The sequence below is a fragment of the Bacillus sp. FSL R5-0820 genome (assembly GCF_038593385.1).
Classification (GTDB): domain Bacteria; phylum Bacillota; class Bacilli; order Bacillales; family Bacillaceae; genus Bacillus; species Bacillus altitudinis.
Window position 1 is genome coordinate 607,244 of sequence record NZ_CP151991.1, and the last position, 14,608, is coordinate 621,851.

The window sequence follows — 14,608 nt, forward strand, 5'->3', positions numbered from 1 at the left end:
TTTATTTTGTTATGGGATGTGTCGGTGAAAAATGCGGATTTGTGAAATGAACAGCACTTTTTAAATAAGGAAATGAGTGGTATTTTGATATTTTGCTGCTGTGACAGAATCAGTGTAAGAGAGTAAAGTAAGTGGAAATAAAAAAACGAGAGGACAGAAGACTTCTCGTTTTCTCTTATTTATTTATTGTTTTCATCTAGTAAGTTTTGAAAAATAAACAAGGCATTAATGGAATGAGGGAATCCTGCAACCTTTGTACAGTGCTTAATGATCTCCATAATCTCTATAACAGAGAGCCCGATATGTAATGCTTGTACAAAATGAGCTTTTAACTCTTCATCACAATCACCTTTTGCAATGAGAGCCGATAATGTGCTGATGGCCTTCTGTTTTTCATCTAATATGAAGTGATTGAATTCTTTTTGTTCACCGAGTTCAATTGTTAGTTGTTCAATGTTTGATCGAATGCTCTCGTTTTCATGAATTGAAAGCTTCTCCCTGTTACCTGCCACTGTTTCTTGCTTGACCTGGCAAGTCTCTTTTTCTTCATTCAAATTGAACTCCTCCGTTTTTTATGACGATTTTCTATTTGTTCGTGCATGGTTTCTTAAGTGCCTTTTGATAGAGGTAATGGGTATATAGTAGTATTATCGGTTTGCTTCGTCAACTTTTTAAGTGTGGAATGTTCAAATAAATGCCATTCATGCGATACATTGTTCGTTTTTTCTCATGGAGATTGAAAAGAAAATAGAGGGCTAATAAATAAAAGCTGTTAGCCCTTTTTCATATTACGCAATTAACAGAGAGGAGGTTTCATATTTACTAAATGATATCCATCGGCCGCATCATGTCATAATCCTCGTGTTCTAAAATGTGACAATGCCACACATATCGTCCGCTATATGGGACAAACCGAGCGATGATGCGAATGACTTCACCGGCATGCGCCTGAATCGTATCCTTGTAGCCTTGTTCATGCAAAGGAGGCGCTTCATTTGGTCCCGTGTACACGATTTCACCTGTCGATTGATAGATGTCTGTATCGAATGGTCTTCTATCAATCACTCGAAATTGAACAAGATGTAAATGAATAGGGTGTGTACCTCTTGTTGGATTGACGATGTTCCACACCTCTACACTGCCAAGTCGAGGATTTTCTGTTACAGGATCATTCCAAAACTGGTTATCTAGTAATAAAATCGGGCGCCCATATTTATCTTGTGTGCCAGTAAGGGTCAGCGTTCGCTCGTTATCAGCTCGGCTCGGCCGGAGCGGTGGCAGTGGTTTGAAGATCGGACGTAATGTTTTAGCTGCTCTTCCTTTGAGCGGACGAGTGACTTTAAATTGCATAATGTTCGCATCTGTTTCTGGATTGACTTCCTGACCGCAGCCTGCCGTATTTTTTAAAACAATCGTTTTGTTTTTGTAAGTTGAGAAGTCGATGATGACATCAAAACGTTCAGCAGGTGCAATGCTAAAAGATTGGTGATGAACAGGTCTTGGCAAAAAGCCGCCATCAGATCCAATTTGTAAGATTGTGGCGTCGTTATCTAGATGAAGCTCGTAAGTTCTTGTATTGGACGCGTTTAAGATACGAAAACGATATTTTCGCGGCTCTACTTCTAAATATGGCCATACTTTTCCATTGACTAAAATCGTTTCCCCGCAAAAAAATGGCACGATGGAGGGATCTGGAAGGTCACTATCTTCTGGTGTGTTATTTGGTCTACTTGGGTAAAACAGTGCGCCATCCTCCTGAAACGTCCGGTCCATGATCATTAAAGGGATATCATATTCATCTTTCGGTAATTCGAGCGATTTTTCAAACGCATCTGAGATCAAATAAAAGCCAGCTAATCCGGCGTATACATTTAATCGTGTCAATGCCATGGCATGATCGTGATACCACAATGTGCATGCTTGCTGGTGATTAGGGTATTCGTAAACCTCTCGTTCAAAGAAGGGGCCAGTCGCTTCAAAGTCTCGCGAAAACCAAGCCTCTGGATAACCGTCACTGCTTGCAGGTGTCACGCCCCCATGCAGGTGAACGACTGTTTTGACTTCGGGTTCATCATGATGTCCAGCGTGAATGGTATGATCGACAGGCAGGAAGTGTTTCAGCGGCAATTTGTTCATCCATTTCACTTTGACCTTTTCATTTCGATTCGCTTTAATGGTTGGACCAGGCAAACTGCCATTATAGGTCCATAGCTTGGTTGGGGGCAGATCTCTATGAACTTTTAGGAACACCTCCTCCATAGCGATTTCATAATATGTTTGTCTTGGGTTTTTTTTGACGGGCTCTGCGACTTCTGGAATTGGCAGCTCGTCAACAAACTTTTCTAGGTTCATGTTGACTAATCCTCACTTAAAATCAATTTGATACATTATAAGTGCGGACATCAAAATAGGTGAATAAAATAAAAAAAACCCGCTTTTCAGCGGGAGAATTAAGGGTGTTTATTTTCAAGCGCTGCACTTGCAGGCACTTTTTTATTTGGTTTAAAGATGAAGTAGGCGGCTAGTACACTGATAGTAATGATGCTTGTCAGTATGAGCTGAGGTCTCATTGATTCGATAAACAGCATAGAGGCCAAGATGGCGCAGATGACCAAAATGGTAAAGTACGTAAGGTATGGGAACAGCCACATTTTGATTTTGAGTTGTTCTGGATTTTCTTTTTCAATTTTACGACGCATTCTTAATTGTGAAACGGCAATGACCAAGTAGACAAGAAGTGCAATGGCACCAGAGGCATTGACTAGAAATAGAAAGATGGTTTCAGGGTAAAAGTAGTTCATCATGACGGCGATATAGGAAAAGAAGGTACCTGCGACTGTAGCTGCTACTGGGACACCGCGTTTGCTGATTTTCATAAAACGTTTTGGTGCTTCGCCTCTTTCTGCTAATGAATAAAGCATTCTGGACGTTGTGTATAGGCCGGAGTTTAAACAAGAAAGAACGGCTGTTAAAACAATGACGTTCATGACTTGAGCGGCTGATGGGACACCGATGTATTCTAATACTGCAACGAACGGACTTGTTAAAATATTCGCTGAATTCCATGGGAGTAACGTGACAACGACAGCGATCGATCCGACGTAGAAAACAATAATACGCCATACAACTGAACGAGTAGCTGTTGTCACAGATTTGACAGGGTCTGCTGATTCACCTGCGGCAATTGCCACAATCTCGGTTCCCATGAATGAAAAGATGACAACGACAATCCCGAGGAGCACAGAGCCGAACCCGTTTGGAAGGAAACCGCCATTCCCCGTTAAATTGGCAAGACCTGCAGTATGATGACCGCCAAAACCAAAGATAAATGCAAAACCAATGAGTAGGAAGAGAATAATGCTGACGACTTTAATCAATGAAAACCAATATTCAAATTCGCCAAAAGATTTAACAGAAAAGATATTTGTCAAAGTTAAGAGGATTGTGAGGATAAGACTTGTGAGCCAAACAGGTGCATCTCCATACCAATATTGAATAATGGCAGCACCGGCAATGGCTTCAATGGCGATGACGATGACCCAGAAGAACCAGTAAAGCCAGCCGATTGTAAACCCAGCCCACGGGCCGATGGCGTCGCTCGCATATTGTGAGAAAGAGCCGCTTGTCGGATAGGCACATGCCATTTCTCCAAGCATTCTCATAATAAAGATGACCAGAAGTCCGGCAAATGAATAGGAAAGAATCGATCCAGGCCCTGCAGAATGAATGACAGCACCACTACCAACAAATAGCCCTGCCCCAATGACCCCGGCAATGGAGATCATTGAAATATGTCTTGTCTTAAGGTTTTTTTGAAGACCGTTTGTCATGTTGGACATTTCTTTACCTCCAAACATTTCTCTTTTATTCGAGAGTTTGTTTTTAGAATATTTTAAATTTTATCATACTGAATTGTCATTCAGCATTGGACAGGTTATCAAACTGACATTTCAAACCTCTTAACATGATGTTAAAAAGTATAAAGGATTTGAGAGATTATGTTCCCTCATTTTCCTCTGCCCATTCTTAAAAATAGCATAAGAAGGAAGAAAGAAAAGTTGTGTTTTAAAATAAAACTATTCTGACAATTGTACAGTAGAGTGATTTTGTTCTTTTTCATTTTTCGGGGTGGTTTTGAAAAACGTTGATGGGAGTAGGTCTTGAGGTCAATTGACCTTATAAAAATAAGTTTGCTTAGGTCAACACATTTCTATGTATCCTATTTTGCTGATTCAAGCGAATCATGTTGCTGTAGACCCACACGGGCTTGGCTTTGTAAGATAAATATAGAAAAGTAATGTGTGAGGAGGCGCTGTTCGGTATGGAGCGCTACAACGAATTAAGACAAGGTGAAACAGGTGCTTGGGTCAGCATTATAGCCTATGTGATCTTATCTGCTGTCAAACTGATCATTGGGTATGTGTTTCATTCAGAAGCCCTTTCCGCAGATGGCTTGAATAATACGACAGATATCATTGCTTCGCTTGCCGTATTAATTGGGCTGCGTATTTCTCAGAAGCCACCTGATGAGGATCATCCATACGGTCATTTTAGAGCTGAAAATATTGCGTCACTTGTGGCTTCCTTTATTATGATGCTTGTCGGGCTTCAGGTTTTGCTGAGTGCAGGCCAGTCGCTTTTCTCATCAGAGCATCAAACGCCTGATATGATTGCAGCTTGGACGGCAGCAGGAAGTGCTGTTGTGATGTATGGCGTGTATATGTATAACCGTAAACTGTCTAAACGAATTAATAGCCAGGCCCTATATGCGGCAGCGGCTGATAATAAATCAGATGCTTATGTGAGTATCGGGACGTTTGTCGGAATTATCGCCTCTCAATTTCAGCTGGCATGGGTTGATACGCTTGCTGCGTTTGTGATTGGCTTAATTATCTGTAAAACGGCGTGGGAGATTTTCAGAGATGCGTCTCATTCGTTAACGGACGGTTTTCATATAAAAGATATGTCTAAATATAAAGAGACGATTGAAGCGACACCAGGAGTGGGCGATTTGAAAGACATTAAAGCTCGTTATCTTGGAAGCACTGTCCATGTGGATGTGGTCGTTGAAGTAGAACCGCATTTAAACATCGCAGAAAGCCATGATATTGCAGATGAAATTGAACGCAGAATGAAGCAGGAACATGATATTCTACACTCTCATGTTCATATGGAACCAGCAAGTGAGTCTAAAGAGGAGCAGAAGTCTTTTCCGTCGTGAGAAGGCTTCTTTTTTCTACGTGTTGATGTTTCATGCAAATGCGTGTTGTATGGTAAAGTTAGACTATATGAAAATTGACGGAAACGTGATAGGAGGATCAGGATGGCATTTGATGAACCGATGCATTCAGATTTACAAAAAATCGTAGATAACATCAATAAAGTGATGGTGGGGAAAAAAGATATTGCGATATTAAGCCTTGTTGCGATTTTGGCGAAGGGGCATGTGCTATTAGAGGATGTGCCTGGCGTTGGGAAGACCATGATGGTTCGTGCTCTGGCAAAATCCATTGGGTGTGAGTTTAAGCGAATCCAATTTACGCCTGACCTTTTGCCTTCAGATGTAACAGGTGTGTCGATTTATAATAAAAAGACAAACGAGTTTGAATTTAGACAAGGACCGATTATGGGGCAGATTATTTTGGCTGATGAAATCAACCGAACCTCTCCTAAAACACAATCAGCCCTTCTTGAAGCGATGGAAGAAGGCAGTGTGACAGTGGACGGAGAAACGATGCCGCTGGCAGATCCTTTCTTTGTGATGGCAACGCAAAATCCAGTGGAGTATGAGGGAACATATCCACTTCCAGAAGCGCAAATGGACCGCTTCTTATTTAAGCTGCAGATGGGGTATCCAACCATGTTGGAGGAGCTTGAGGTGCTGAATTTGCAGGAGAAACAATCGCCAATTGACACGCTTCAGGCAGTCATGACAAAAGATCATATCCATGCTTTGCAGCAAGCGGTTCAGACCGTACATGTGGATGCGTCGATTAAAGAATATATTGTCGAAATCGCCCAAGCGACGCGAAATCATTCGTCTGTCTATTTAGGCGTGAGCCCAAGGGGTTCAATTTCATTGATGAAAGCGGCTCAGGCGTATGCGCTGTTGAACAGGCGAGATTATGTGATTCCTGATGATGTACAGTATTTGGCGCCTTACACATTGCCGCATCGCATGATTTTGACATCAGAAGCAACATATGAAGGGAAGAAGGCGGAGACACTGCTACGACAGATGATTGAGCATATTGGCGTACCAGTTCAAAAGTCGATGACTCAATGAAGTCACGTGACCGTTTCGCTTTTTCACTATGGTTACGGGTGTTTATGCTCTTTCTCCTCACGGCAGCAGCCTTTTGCTATGCCATGTTTCAGGGCGGCTTTGTGAGCTGGTTCCTTTTTTATGCATTTTCACCATATGCTTTGTATGCTTTGCTGTTTGCCCTTGTTCCACTTCGTGCAACAGCCAAAAGGACATTACAGCATACCCGGTTAAAGGCAGGGGAAGTGCTGTCTGTGGACCTTGAAATCAAGCGGACGAATTTATTTCCGTACGTGTACGTCATACTTGAGGATGACCCGCCGGATACCTTCCATTTACAGGAACAGATTGAAATGAAGCGAATGATCTTTCCTTGGTTTCGGAAAACGTGGCGATTTTCGTATCAATTCAATGACATTGTGCGGGGAGAGCATCAATTGACGGCGGTTAGAATTAAAACGGGTGATATGTTTGGGTTTGTTGAAAAAGAAGTGATTCTTCCACTAGAGAAAACATTGCTTGTGTATCCGAAAATGTTGGATATTCCTGTTGAATCTGCTGCATCGGTGAATGAAAATGGAGGCAAAGCGTTGCACTCTTGGTTAAATGAACCGACAAATGTGACAACAGGTGTGCGTGAATACCAGCAAGGAGACCGTTTCGCTTGGGTGGACTGGAAGACAACAGCTAGAAGAGGTCAGCTTATGACGAAGGAGTTTGAACAGAATCAGACAAAGGATCTGGTGGTGTTTGCTGATTTTACAGATGAAGCCGCTTTTGAAACGATTGTGTCTATGGCCGCATCGGTTCTGCAAACGGCTGTGAAAAAAGGGGTGCCGGTAGGCTTTGTCCCGCTTGGGGATCAGCACTTATTTCGAGTGGATCAAGGAGAGAGGCATTTACAGGACATGCTCTACTATTTAACAAAGGTGCAGTATCAGCCTTCTCGTGCACCTGATTATCAATCATTAACATCGAGTGAGCACCAGCAGACAGGAAAGTATGTGGTGACAGGTCATCTGCAAGAAGAGCTTGCTGCCATTTTACTTGGGAATCGAAACAGAAAGAACATCACTGTTCTTTTAGTGAAGAGAGCCGTTGATCGATTGACGGCAAAAGAAAAACAGCTTGTGGACCGGCTTAAAGCTTCTGGGATACACACGACCCTTTTATTTGAGGACCGGCTGCACGAAAGAACTGTGAGGTGACAAACATTTATGCTGCATATGCATCAGCGGCAAAGCCGTTTTGAGTTGTTCATCTATTATGCTGTCGCATTTCTGCTGCTTTGGGAGTGGCTTCGTCCGCTTCAAGATTTTACAGAGACGAGTCATACGTCTTATTTCATCATTTTTATAGGGCTTACGTGTTTGTTTACGTTCTTTCGATTGAAGTGGTATGTGACGTTTCCTATTTGTGCTGGATTGATCTTGCTCGCATTATATTTGATTTTTTATCAATCAGAGCCAAGTTATCTGCCTGCGCTGTTTGCTGATATTCAAGATAATATTTCTTTGATGAGCATGGGCATGTGGAGTGACATGTATCCGTCTTTCCGCACATTGTTGTTTTATATTTTGCTTTGGCTACTTGTTTATTTGCTTCATTATTGGGTTGTGTATCAGCAGCGTATCTTTTTCTTTTTACTGATGACGATTGTATATGTCACGATTCTTGATACGTTTACGCCTTATGATGCGACTTTTGCGATCGTTCGAATTATGGTATTTGGCTTTTGTTTGCTTGGTCTGCTCTATTTCGACAGGCTTCGTTCGGCTGAAGGTGTGCGGGTGTCACAGAAAGCGCGTCTCAATTGGTTCTTACCCATGCTGGCACTTGTTCTTGTATCAGCATCACTCGGTGCGTCTTTGCCAAAATCTGATCCGAAATGGCCTGACCCTGTCCCGTTTTTTAAAGCGGTCACGAATCAAGATGGTTCTGCCGGGCAGAATAAGGTGGGATATAGTACGGATGATTCGTCGCTTGGGGGACCGTTTAGTGAGGACCGTACACCGGTATTTAAATGGAGCGGAAAAGAGCCGTCTTATTTTCGTGTAGAAACAAAAAGTATTTACACGGGGAAAGGCTGGGAGGATGCTTCAAATGATACGAAACCTACTCGGTTAAAAGGGAATGAAGTGCCGAACCAGTGGTTTACCAATCGCGTGAAAACAGAGGAGCATGAAACGAGAGTCGATATGGAATCAAATTATCGATTTAATCATGCTGTTTATCCGATTGGTACGGTTATGCTGACGCCGATGGAAAACATTCCACTGCAAATGATGGGCAAAACGGAGAAAATTGTCCCGTCTACTCAAAACCCGCCTAAAAATTTAGGGAACTATCGAGTCAGCTTCTTATCACCTACATTTATCCTAGAGGACTTGCAGCGGATCAAAGTACCGACCAAGCAGCAAGTGAACCAGCAGGTCGGACGTGAATACTTGCAGCTCCCATCCTCGCTGCCAGAGCGTGTGAAAACATTGGCGAACAGCTTAACGGAAACGAAGGATAATATGTATGATAAAGCAAAAGCAATTGAGGACTATTTAGGATCTGCGAAGTTTTCATATGAAACCCAAAATGTCGCTGTGCCTGGGCGTGACGAAGACTATGTGGATCAGTTCTTATTTGATACGATGATTGGCTATTGTGATAACTTTTCAACCTCGATGATTGTCATGCTTCGCTCGATTGGAATTCCGGCGAGATGGGTGAAAGGATATACGTCTGGTCAGTTATATGAAACACAGATGGATGGAAGCAATGTGTATGAAGTGACCAATAACAATGCCCATTCATGGGTAGAGGTGTATTTTCCAAACCGTGGTTGGGTGACTTTTGAACCGACAAAAGGGTTCACGAACCCAGAGACATTTACGAATGAAACCACGGCTAACAACGACCAAACAGATGATCAAGAGGATGAAAAAGATCAGCCCGCATCTGATCAACAAGAAAACGAGCAGACACAGCAGCCGCAGCAACAAGAACCAGAACAGGCGGCAAAACAAGAGGAACAAGCAGCTAAAGCAAAGCCAAGTATGGTTCATGTTGGTTCAATCTTGGGCTACGCAGCAGGTGTCATTGTCTTTCTTGGTTTCATAGGCTGGATGCTTTACCGGTTCAGAGCAAGATGGCTGCCAATCTTTATTGTGAGAAAGGTAAAACGTTTGCCAGATGAGGAAGCTTTTTTTTACGCATATGCTGCTCTATTAAAACAGCTAAGGCGCAGAGGGATCGAGAAAAAGCCAGGCATGACGCTAAGAGAATTCGCTTCTTTGATCGATGACAAGGAAGGGAATCATCACATGTCTGAACTAACGCAGTTCTATGAGCGGGCGCTCTACAGGCGAGAAGATGCGTCGGCGCTTTGGCAGCAGTCGGCGAAGTTATGGGAAAATTTAATAAACAGGAGATAGTCTTGACCCCGTACCTTCCTGTTGTTAGAATAGGTGAATATTAAAACCTTCTAAAATACATGAAATTGAAGCGTTCGGATGTGAGTCTGGGCGCTTCAAAAGCGTGATTTACACTGAGAGCAGGTTTTCTCCTCTCATTTTTTCTGTGCGTTTATAAAAACTATATTGGACATAGAGGTGACACCATGACAAATTTAGTAAATGAAATGATTTTGGTTCTCGATTTCGGTAGTCAGTACAATCAGCTGATCACTCGCCGTATTCGTGAATTTGGTGTGTACAGTGAGCTTCATCCGCACACTTTAACTGCTGAAGAAATTAAAGAAATGGCGCCGAAAGGAATCATCCTTTCTGGTGGACCAAACAGTGTATATGATGAAGGATCTTTCCGCTGTGACGAAAAGATTTTTGATCTAGGCATTCCAGTTCTAGGCATTTGCTACGGCATGCAGCTGATGACTCACTATTTAGGTGGGAAAGTAGAAGCGGCTAGCCAGCGTGAATATGGAAAAGCAGACATCCATATTAACGGAACACCGGCTTTATTCAAAGACCTTCCAACGGATCAAGTCGTTTGGATGAGCCATGGTGACCTTGTCGTTGAAGTACCAGAAGGCTTTACAGTTGATGCAACAAGTGCACATTGTCCAAACTCAGCCATGAGCTTAGCTGAGAAGAATTTCTATGGCGTTCAGTTCCACCCAGAGGTACGTCACTCTGAGTACGGAAATGATCTATTGAAGAACTTTGTCTTCGGCGTATGTGACTGCGATGGCAAATGGTCAATGGAGAACTTCATTGAAATCGAAATGCAGAAAATCCGTCAAACAGTAGGCGACAAACAAGTATTGTGCGCACTAAGCGGCGGTGTAGATTCATCTGTTGTGGCGGTATTGATCCACAAAGCCATCGGCGATCAGCTGACATGTATTTTCGTTGACCACGGTCTTCTTCGCAAAGGCGAAGCAGAAGGGGTTATGAAAACATTTAGCGAAGGTTTCAACATGAACGTGATTAAAGTAGATGCGAAAGATCGCTTCTTAAACAAGCTAAAAGGTGTGTCTGATCCTGAGCAAAAACGTAAAATCATCGGTAACGAATTCATTTATGTATTCGATGACGAATCGGACAAGCTTAAAGGAATCGACTACTTAGCACAAGGAACTCTTTACACAGACATCATTGAGAGTGGAACAGCAACGGCACAAACAATCAAATCTCACCACAACGTTGGCGGTCTTCCAGAAGACATGCAGTTTGAATTGATTGAGCCACTCAATACACTATTCAAGGATGAAGTTCGTGCTCTAGGGTCAGAGCTAGGTATTCCAGACGACATCGTCTGGAGACAGCCATTCCCAGGTCCAGGACTAGGAATCCGTGTACTAGGTGAAATTTCTGAAGAGAAACTAGAAATCGTCCGTGAATCGGATGCGATTCTACGAGAAGAAATTGCCAACTTCGGCCTTGAGCGCGACATCTGGCAATACTTCACGGTTCTCCCAGACATCCGCAGCGTAGGTGTCATGGGTGACGCAAGAACATACGACTATACAATCGGTATCCGTGCTGTTACTTCTATTGATGGTATGACGAGTGACTGGGCAAGAATCCCTTGGGATGTACTTGAAAAGATCTCGACTCGTATCGTGAATGAAGTGAATCATGTGAACCGCGTGGTGTATGATATTACGAGTAAGCCGCCTGCTACGATTGAGTGGGAGTAGTAAAAAGAAAGCCTCAAGCTCTTATTTAAAAGGGTTTGAGGCTCTTTTTTTTGGTTTTGCAAACAAATTGCAAACAACAAGTACGATTCGGAAAATTTACTATTTAATTTCCAATATAGTATGAAGAGACATTATATATTATTATTATAGTCAGAACAAAGAATAGAAGGGGCGGACTTGTGACAATGGATTGGATAAAAGAAAATATAATAAATATTTTAGTTTCAACTGGAATGAGTGGTTTAATTGTTTTTTGGTTTAAAGGATTTATTACCAATCGTTTTCAAAAATCATTAGAGCAAAGCAAGAGTGATTTAAGTAAAGAAATAGAAGATGTTAAATTTAATCAAAGTATAATATTTAAAGAGTTTGAACTGTATGCAACAAAAAAACATCAACATTATCCAGAATTGTATAAAAGAATTGAATTATGCCTAGGTAAAGTCATGAGCTTGAGAGGAATTGTAAGAGCTCCTTCTTTCGAAAATGTAGGAAAAGAAGATGTGGAAGAATATATGAAAGAAAAACTTTTTACTAAGCAAGATACAACTCAAATTTTAGAATTATGGGAAACTAGAAAAGAAGAAGCAATCCAGAAATTAAATTACAGATTAGAAAATATTAAATATAATGAGGCTGGAGAAGAATATGGAATGGCATGGGACTATTTATTATTAAATCGATTCTTTTTTTCTGAGGAATTAGTCAAAATCGCTAATGAACTATTAAAAAATATTTACGAACTTTGGGTTAATTATGAGCCTATTTATCGCAATGTTGATGCAACTTCTATGGACGAATCACTAGATGAGATTGAACGAGTAAAGGGAAATATAGATAAGTTGAGAAAAGAGTTAGAAATAACTATAAGAAGAGAACTTACCAATTTCGAGAAAAAATAGAGAAAGCTTAACTCCTTTACAATAAAAGGTTTAAGCTTATCTTTCTATAACTATTCAAATGAATTTCTTTAAGTCTATAAATTACATTCTTTTTGAAATATACTGATTAGAAGTTAACTTTCTCTTAGCTGTATTATCTTTTTTGACTGTAATAACATTTTTCAGCCTATTAGCAACCTCACGATTCATATTAGGATACAAGTGTCCATAAGTTCCTAAGGTTGTTTGTATATCTTCGTGTCCTAATCGATCACGTATCACTAAAGCATTTTCACCTAGTGAAATAAGTAGAGAAGCATGAGAGTGACGTAAAGCATGTGTTTTAATTTTATGCACCTTTGCTAATTTGGAGTGCTGCTCGATCATATGAAAGGTTGCGCTCTTATTAGTCGGTAGTCCGTTATAAGATAAAACATATTTAGAGGGAAAGACATCTAATTGCCTTTCTCTCCATTTTTTTAGGAAATTAATTGTATCATCATCTAAAGCAATTACACGATTACTAGCTTTTGTTTTAGGTTCAGTAATTGTAAATTTATTTGCATTTTTATAATACATTGATTTACTAACAGTTAATGTTTGTTTTTTAAAATCAATATCAGTTTCCCAATTTAACGCTTGTGCTTCACCAAAGCGTAATCCAGTCATAAATAATAGCCATATTGTGATAAAAGAAAAATGTTCATAGTAATCATCCATTTTAAAAGTTGCAATGACTTTTTCGAATTCTTCTTTTGTCCAAAAGTCTACTTTCTTTTTTACTTTCTTAATATTACCGACAGTTTTAGCTGCATTTTTAAGCAACAATCCTAATGTGACAGCCAAATTTAATGTTTTTTGTAACATTCCATGAAGGTTCCGTATATAGGAACTTGAATATTTCTCGGACAGTTTATTATGCCACTGCTTAATTAAAGGCGGACTAATATCTTTTAATTTCCTGTTAAAGAAAAATTTAAAGTGAAGATCCATAGATGAGGCTCTGTTTTCATAAGTCCTATCACTAACAGATCGTTTATAATCAGGTTTAAAGTATGTTTCGTAAAACTCCTGAAATGACATTGTACTGTTTTTCTGTAAAGAAGTAGAGGAATGATTATTCATGTATTCATCATAAGCTCTTTTAGCTTCTCTTTGTGTAGAGAAACCACGTTCCCAGTGCTGTACCCGTTTTCCTTTTTCATCATAGCCTAAGCTAGCAACAAAATACCATTTGCCATTATTCTTATCTTGATATACATTTGAAATCTTAGGCATTAGATTTATCTCCTGTTGTTTCCATTGAGAATCCTAAAATTTCCTCAACTGCGGCGACAGGTACTCTTCCTAGACGTTTACTTGAATAATATGAAAAACCTTTGTTCAACATTAATCGTTTAGCCTGACGAATAATGTCTGCTGATTGACTAGGTCCAAAACCTAAGCTAATTAATTCTTGTTTAGTGATTGTAATCAATTAGTACACTCCTTTCTAAATTTGGTATAGCGAACAGTTGATTCCTTATACGAATTAATTGTTGAGTGAAAGTCAGGAATGTTTCGTGTATACTCTTTACTGTATAGAATTTGCCCATCAGACAAATCAGTCAATTTCAACGAATTAGTTCGTCGCACTAAAGGTGTTTTTAAATTTTGGGATTTGAAAAATGCCTTTTTTTTATGCTCTTTTCTTTCTAAATCTTTAGAAAAATATTTACTCACATACCGACCACGATTTTCTTGACTATCTACATCAATCTTGTTTAATTTAACAAAACCATGACCCCATAACTTTTCCAAATCACTTATTTTGATGAAAGGGAAGTTAAAAAAGATAACATGATAATGAATTGCACCACGTTTTTGTTTTTCCCACACAGCCAAATATTTCAGCTGCTGTTTTTTAATTTTGTACAAACGATAATTAAGTCTTTTTATAAATTTGTTGAACTCTGAATTTGTGAAAGATATATCTTTTTCATTCGCTTTGAATGTTAATGTCATAAATTTTGTTGCGTCATCAAAATTACAATCAACAATACGAGCAATTTCCCAACGCATCTGTTCATAATGTTTTTGTTTACGCTTCAAACTGTCGTATTGTTGAAGAGTATCCTTGCAGGTGAAGTCTTCTTTTATCCAATCCTTATCAGTATGTACAATTTCTACATCATCCTTAACGTGATAAAAGACAGGGGCATCAATATATTCCCAAACTTCAACAGTAGTAGGTGTTTCAATTATTTTGTACTTATAACTTTTGATCGCTTTTTTGATAGGAACCACTCATTCCAAATTCCTGCCATACCT

At 40.1% G+C, this 14,608-nt stretch carries 12 protein-coding genes; 6 read left to right on the forward strand and 6 right to left on the reverse strand.

The genetic code is table 11. The features are described from left to right. Positions 1 to 179 precede the first annotated feature (179 nt). From NST15_RS03080 to gabP, 3 genes are all read right to left on the reverse strand, one after another. The gene (locus NST15_RS03080) at positions 180 to 554 is read right to left on the reverse strand and encodes a carboxymuconolactone decarboxylase family protein (protein ID WP_007496965.1); all 375 of its coding nucleotides are present in this window, start codon (positions 552 to 554) and stop codon (positions 180 to 182) included. Between the two features lie 268 nt (positions 555 to 822). Then, positions 823 to 2,352, reverse strand: coding sequence for a multicopper oxidase domain-containing protein (locus tag NST15_RS03085; RefSeq protein WP_342498840.1), 1,530 nt, complete (start codon positions 2,350 to 2,352; stop codon positions 823 to 825). A 98-nt stretch (positions 2,353 to 2,450) separates the two neighbouring features. Next, positions 2,451 to 3,839 carry a GABA permease gene (gene gabP / locus NST15_RS03090; RefSeq protein ID WP_017359846.1) on the reverse strand — a complete coding sequence of 463 codons (1,389 nt, stop codon included), beginning with the start codon at positions 3,837 to 3,839 and terminating at the stop codon, positions 2,451 to 2,453. 482 nt (positions 3,840 to 4,321) lie between these two features. Between gabP and NST15_RS03095 the strand changes: the two genes are divergently transcribed. From NST15_RS03095 to NST15_RS03120, 6 genes are all read left to right on the forward strand, one after another. Next, a complete protein-coding gene (locus NST15_RS03095) occupies positions 4,322 to 5,221 on the forward strand; it encodes a cation diffusion facilitator family transporter (protein WP_113747717.1) in 900 nt (299 codons plus the stop codon). A 102-nt stretch (positions 5,222 to 5,323) separates the two neighbouring features. Beyond that, positions 5,324 to 6,286 (forward strand): MoxR family ATPase, encoded by a 963-nt coding sequence (locus tag NST15_RS03100; RefSeq protein ID WP_035391483.1) that lies wholly within the window; start codon positions 5,324 to 5,326, stop codon positions 6,284 to 6,286. Next, positions 6,283 to 7,473, forward strand: coding sequence for a DUF58 domain-containing protein (locus NST15_RS03105; RefSeq protein ID WP_342498841.1), 1,191 nt, complete (start codon positions 6,283 to 6,285; stop codon positions 7,471 to 7,473). Before NST15_RS03100 ends, NST15_RS03105 begins: the two co-directional genes overlap by 4 nt. A 9-nt stretch (positions 7,474 to 7,482) precedes the next feature. Next, positions 7,483 to 9,690 carry a transglutaminaseTgpA domain-containing protein gene (locus tag NST15_RS03110; protein ID WP_342498842.1) on the forward strand — a complete coding sequence of 736 codons (2,208 nt, stop codon included), beginning with the start codon at positions 7,483 to 7,485 and terminating at the stop codon, positions 9,688 to 9,690. A 185-nt stretch (positions 9,691 to 9,875) separates the two neighbouring features. Then, positions 9,876 to 11,417: a glutamine-hydrolyzing GMP synthase gene (gene guaA / locus NST15_RS03115; RefSeq protein WP_056408238.1), complete on the forward strand. Its 1,542-nt coding sequence runs from the start codon at positions 9,876 to 9,878 to the stop codon at positions 11,415 to 11,417. A 179-nt stretch (positions 11,418 to 11,596) separates the two neighbouring features. Continuing rightward, positions 11,597 to 12,319 carry a hypothetical protein gene (locus NST15_RS03120; protein WP_342498843.1) on the forward strand — a complete coding sequence of 241 codons (723 nt, stop codon included), beginning with the start codon at positions 11,597 to 11,599 and terminating at the stop codon, positions 12,317 to 12,319. An 81-nt stretch (positions 12,320 to 12,400) separates the two neighbouring features. On the opposite strand, the gene NST15_RS03125 is transcribed toward NST15_RS03120, so the two are convergent. The 3 genes from NST15_RS03125 to NST15_RS03135 are packed head-to-tail and all read right to left on the reverse strand — an operon-like array spanning position 12,401 to position 14,584. Beyond that, positions 12,401 to 13,576, reverse strand: a complete 1,176-nt coding sequence (locus NST15_RS03125; RefSeq protein WP_342498844.1) for a tyrosine-type recombinase/integrase — start codon at positions 13,574 to 13,576, stop codon at positions 12,401 to 12,403. Beyond that, positions 13,569 to 13,775: a DUF3173 domain-containing protein gene (locus tag NST15_RS03130; RefSeq protein WP_342498845.1), complete on the reverse strand. Its 207-nt coding sequence runs from the start codon at positions 13,773 to 13,775 to the stop codon at positions 13,569 to 13,571. Before NST15_RS03130 ends, NST15_RS03125 begins: the two co-directional genes overlap by 8 nt. Then, positions 13,772 to 14,584, reverse strand: coding sequence for a Rep protein (locus tag NST15_RS03135; RefSeq protein ID WP_342498846.1), 813 nt, complete (start codon positions 14,582 to 14,584; stop codon positions 13,772 to 13,774). The genes NST15_RS03130 and NST15_RS03135 overlap by 4 nt, the downstream gene beginning before the upstream one ends. Positions 14,585 to 14,608 lie beyond the last annotated feature (24 nt).

Excerpts from the sequence above, each read along its gene's own strand:
- NST15_RS03110 (WP_342498842.1), top strand. The coding sequence starts at position 7,483 with ATGCTGCATATGCATCAGCGGCAAAGCCGTTTTGAGTTGTTCATCTAT.
- NST15_RS03125 (WP_342498844.1), bottom strand. The coding sequence starts at position 13,576 with ATGCCTAAGATTTCAAATGTATATCAAGATAAGAATAATGGCAAATGG.
- NST15_RS03095 (WP_113747717.1), top strand. The coding sequence starts at position 4,322 with ATGGAGCGCTACAACGAATTAAGACAAGGTGAAACAGGTGCTTGGGTC.
- NST15_RS03105 (WP_342498841.1), top strand. The coding sequence starts at position 6,283 with ATGAAGTCACGTGACCGTTTCGCTTTTTCACTATGGTTACGGGTGTTT.
- guaA (WP_056408238.1), top strand. The coding sequence starts at position 9,876 with ATGACAAATTTAGTAAATGAAATGATTTTGGTTCTCGATTTCGGTAGT.
- gabP (WP_017359846.1), bottom strand. The coding sequence starts at position 3,839 with ATGTCCAACATGACAAACGGTCTTCAAAAAAACCTTAAGACAAGACAT.
- NST15_RS03085 (WP_342498840.1), bottom strand. The coding sequence starts at position 2,352 with ATGAACCTAGAAAAGTTTGTTGACGAGCTGCCAATTCCAGAAGTCGCA.
- NST15_RS03100 (WP_035391483.1), top strand. The coding sequence starts at position 5,324 with ATGGCATTTGATGAACCGATGCATTCAGATTTACAAAAAATCGTAGAT.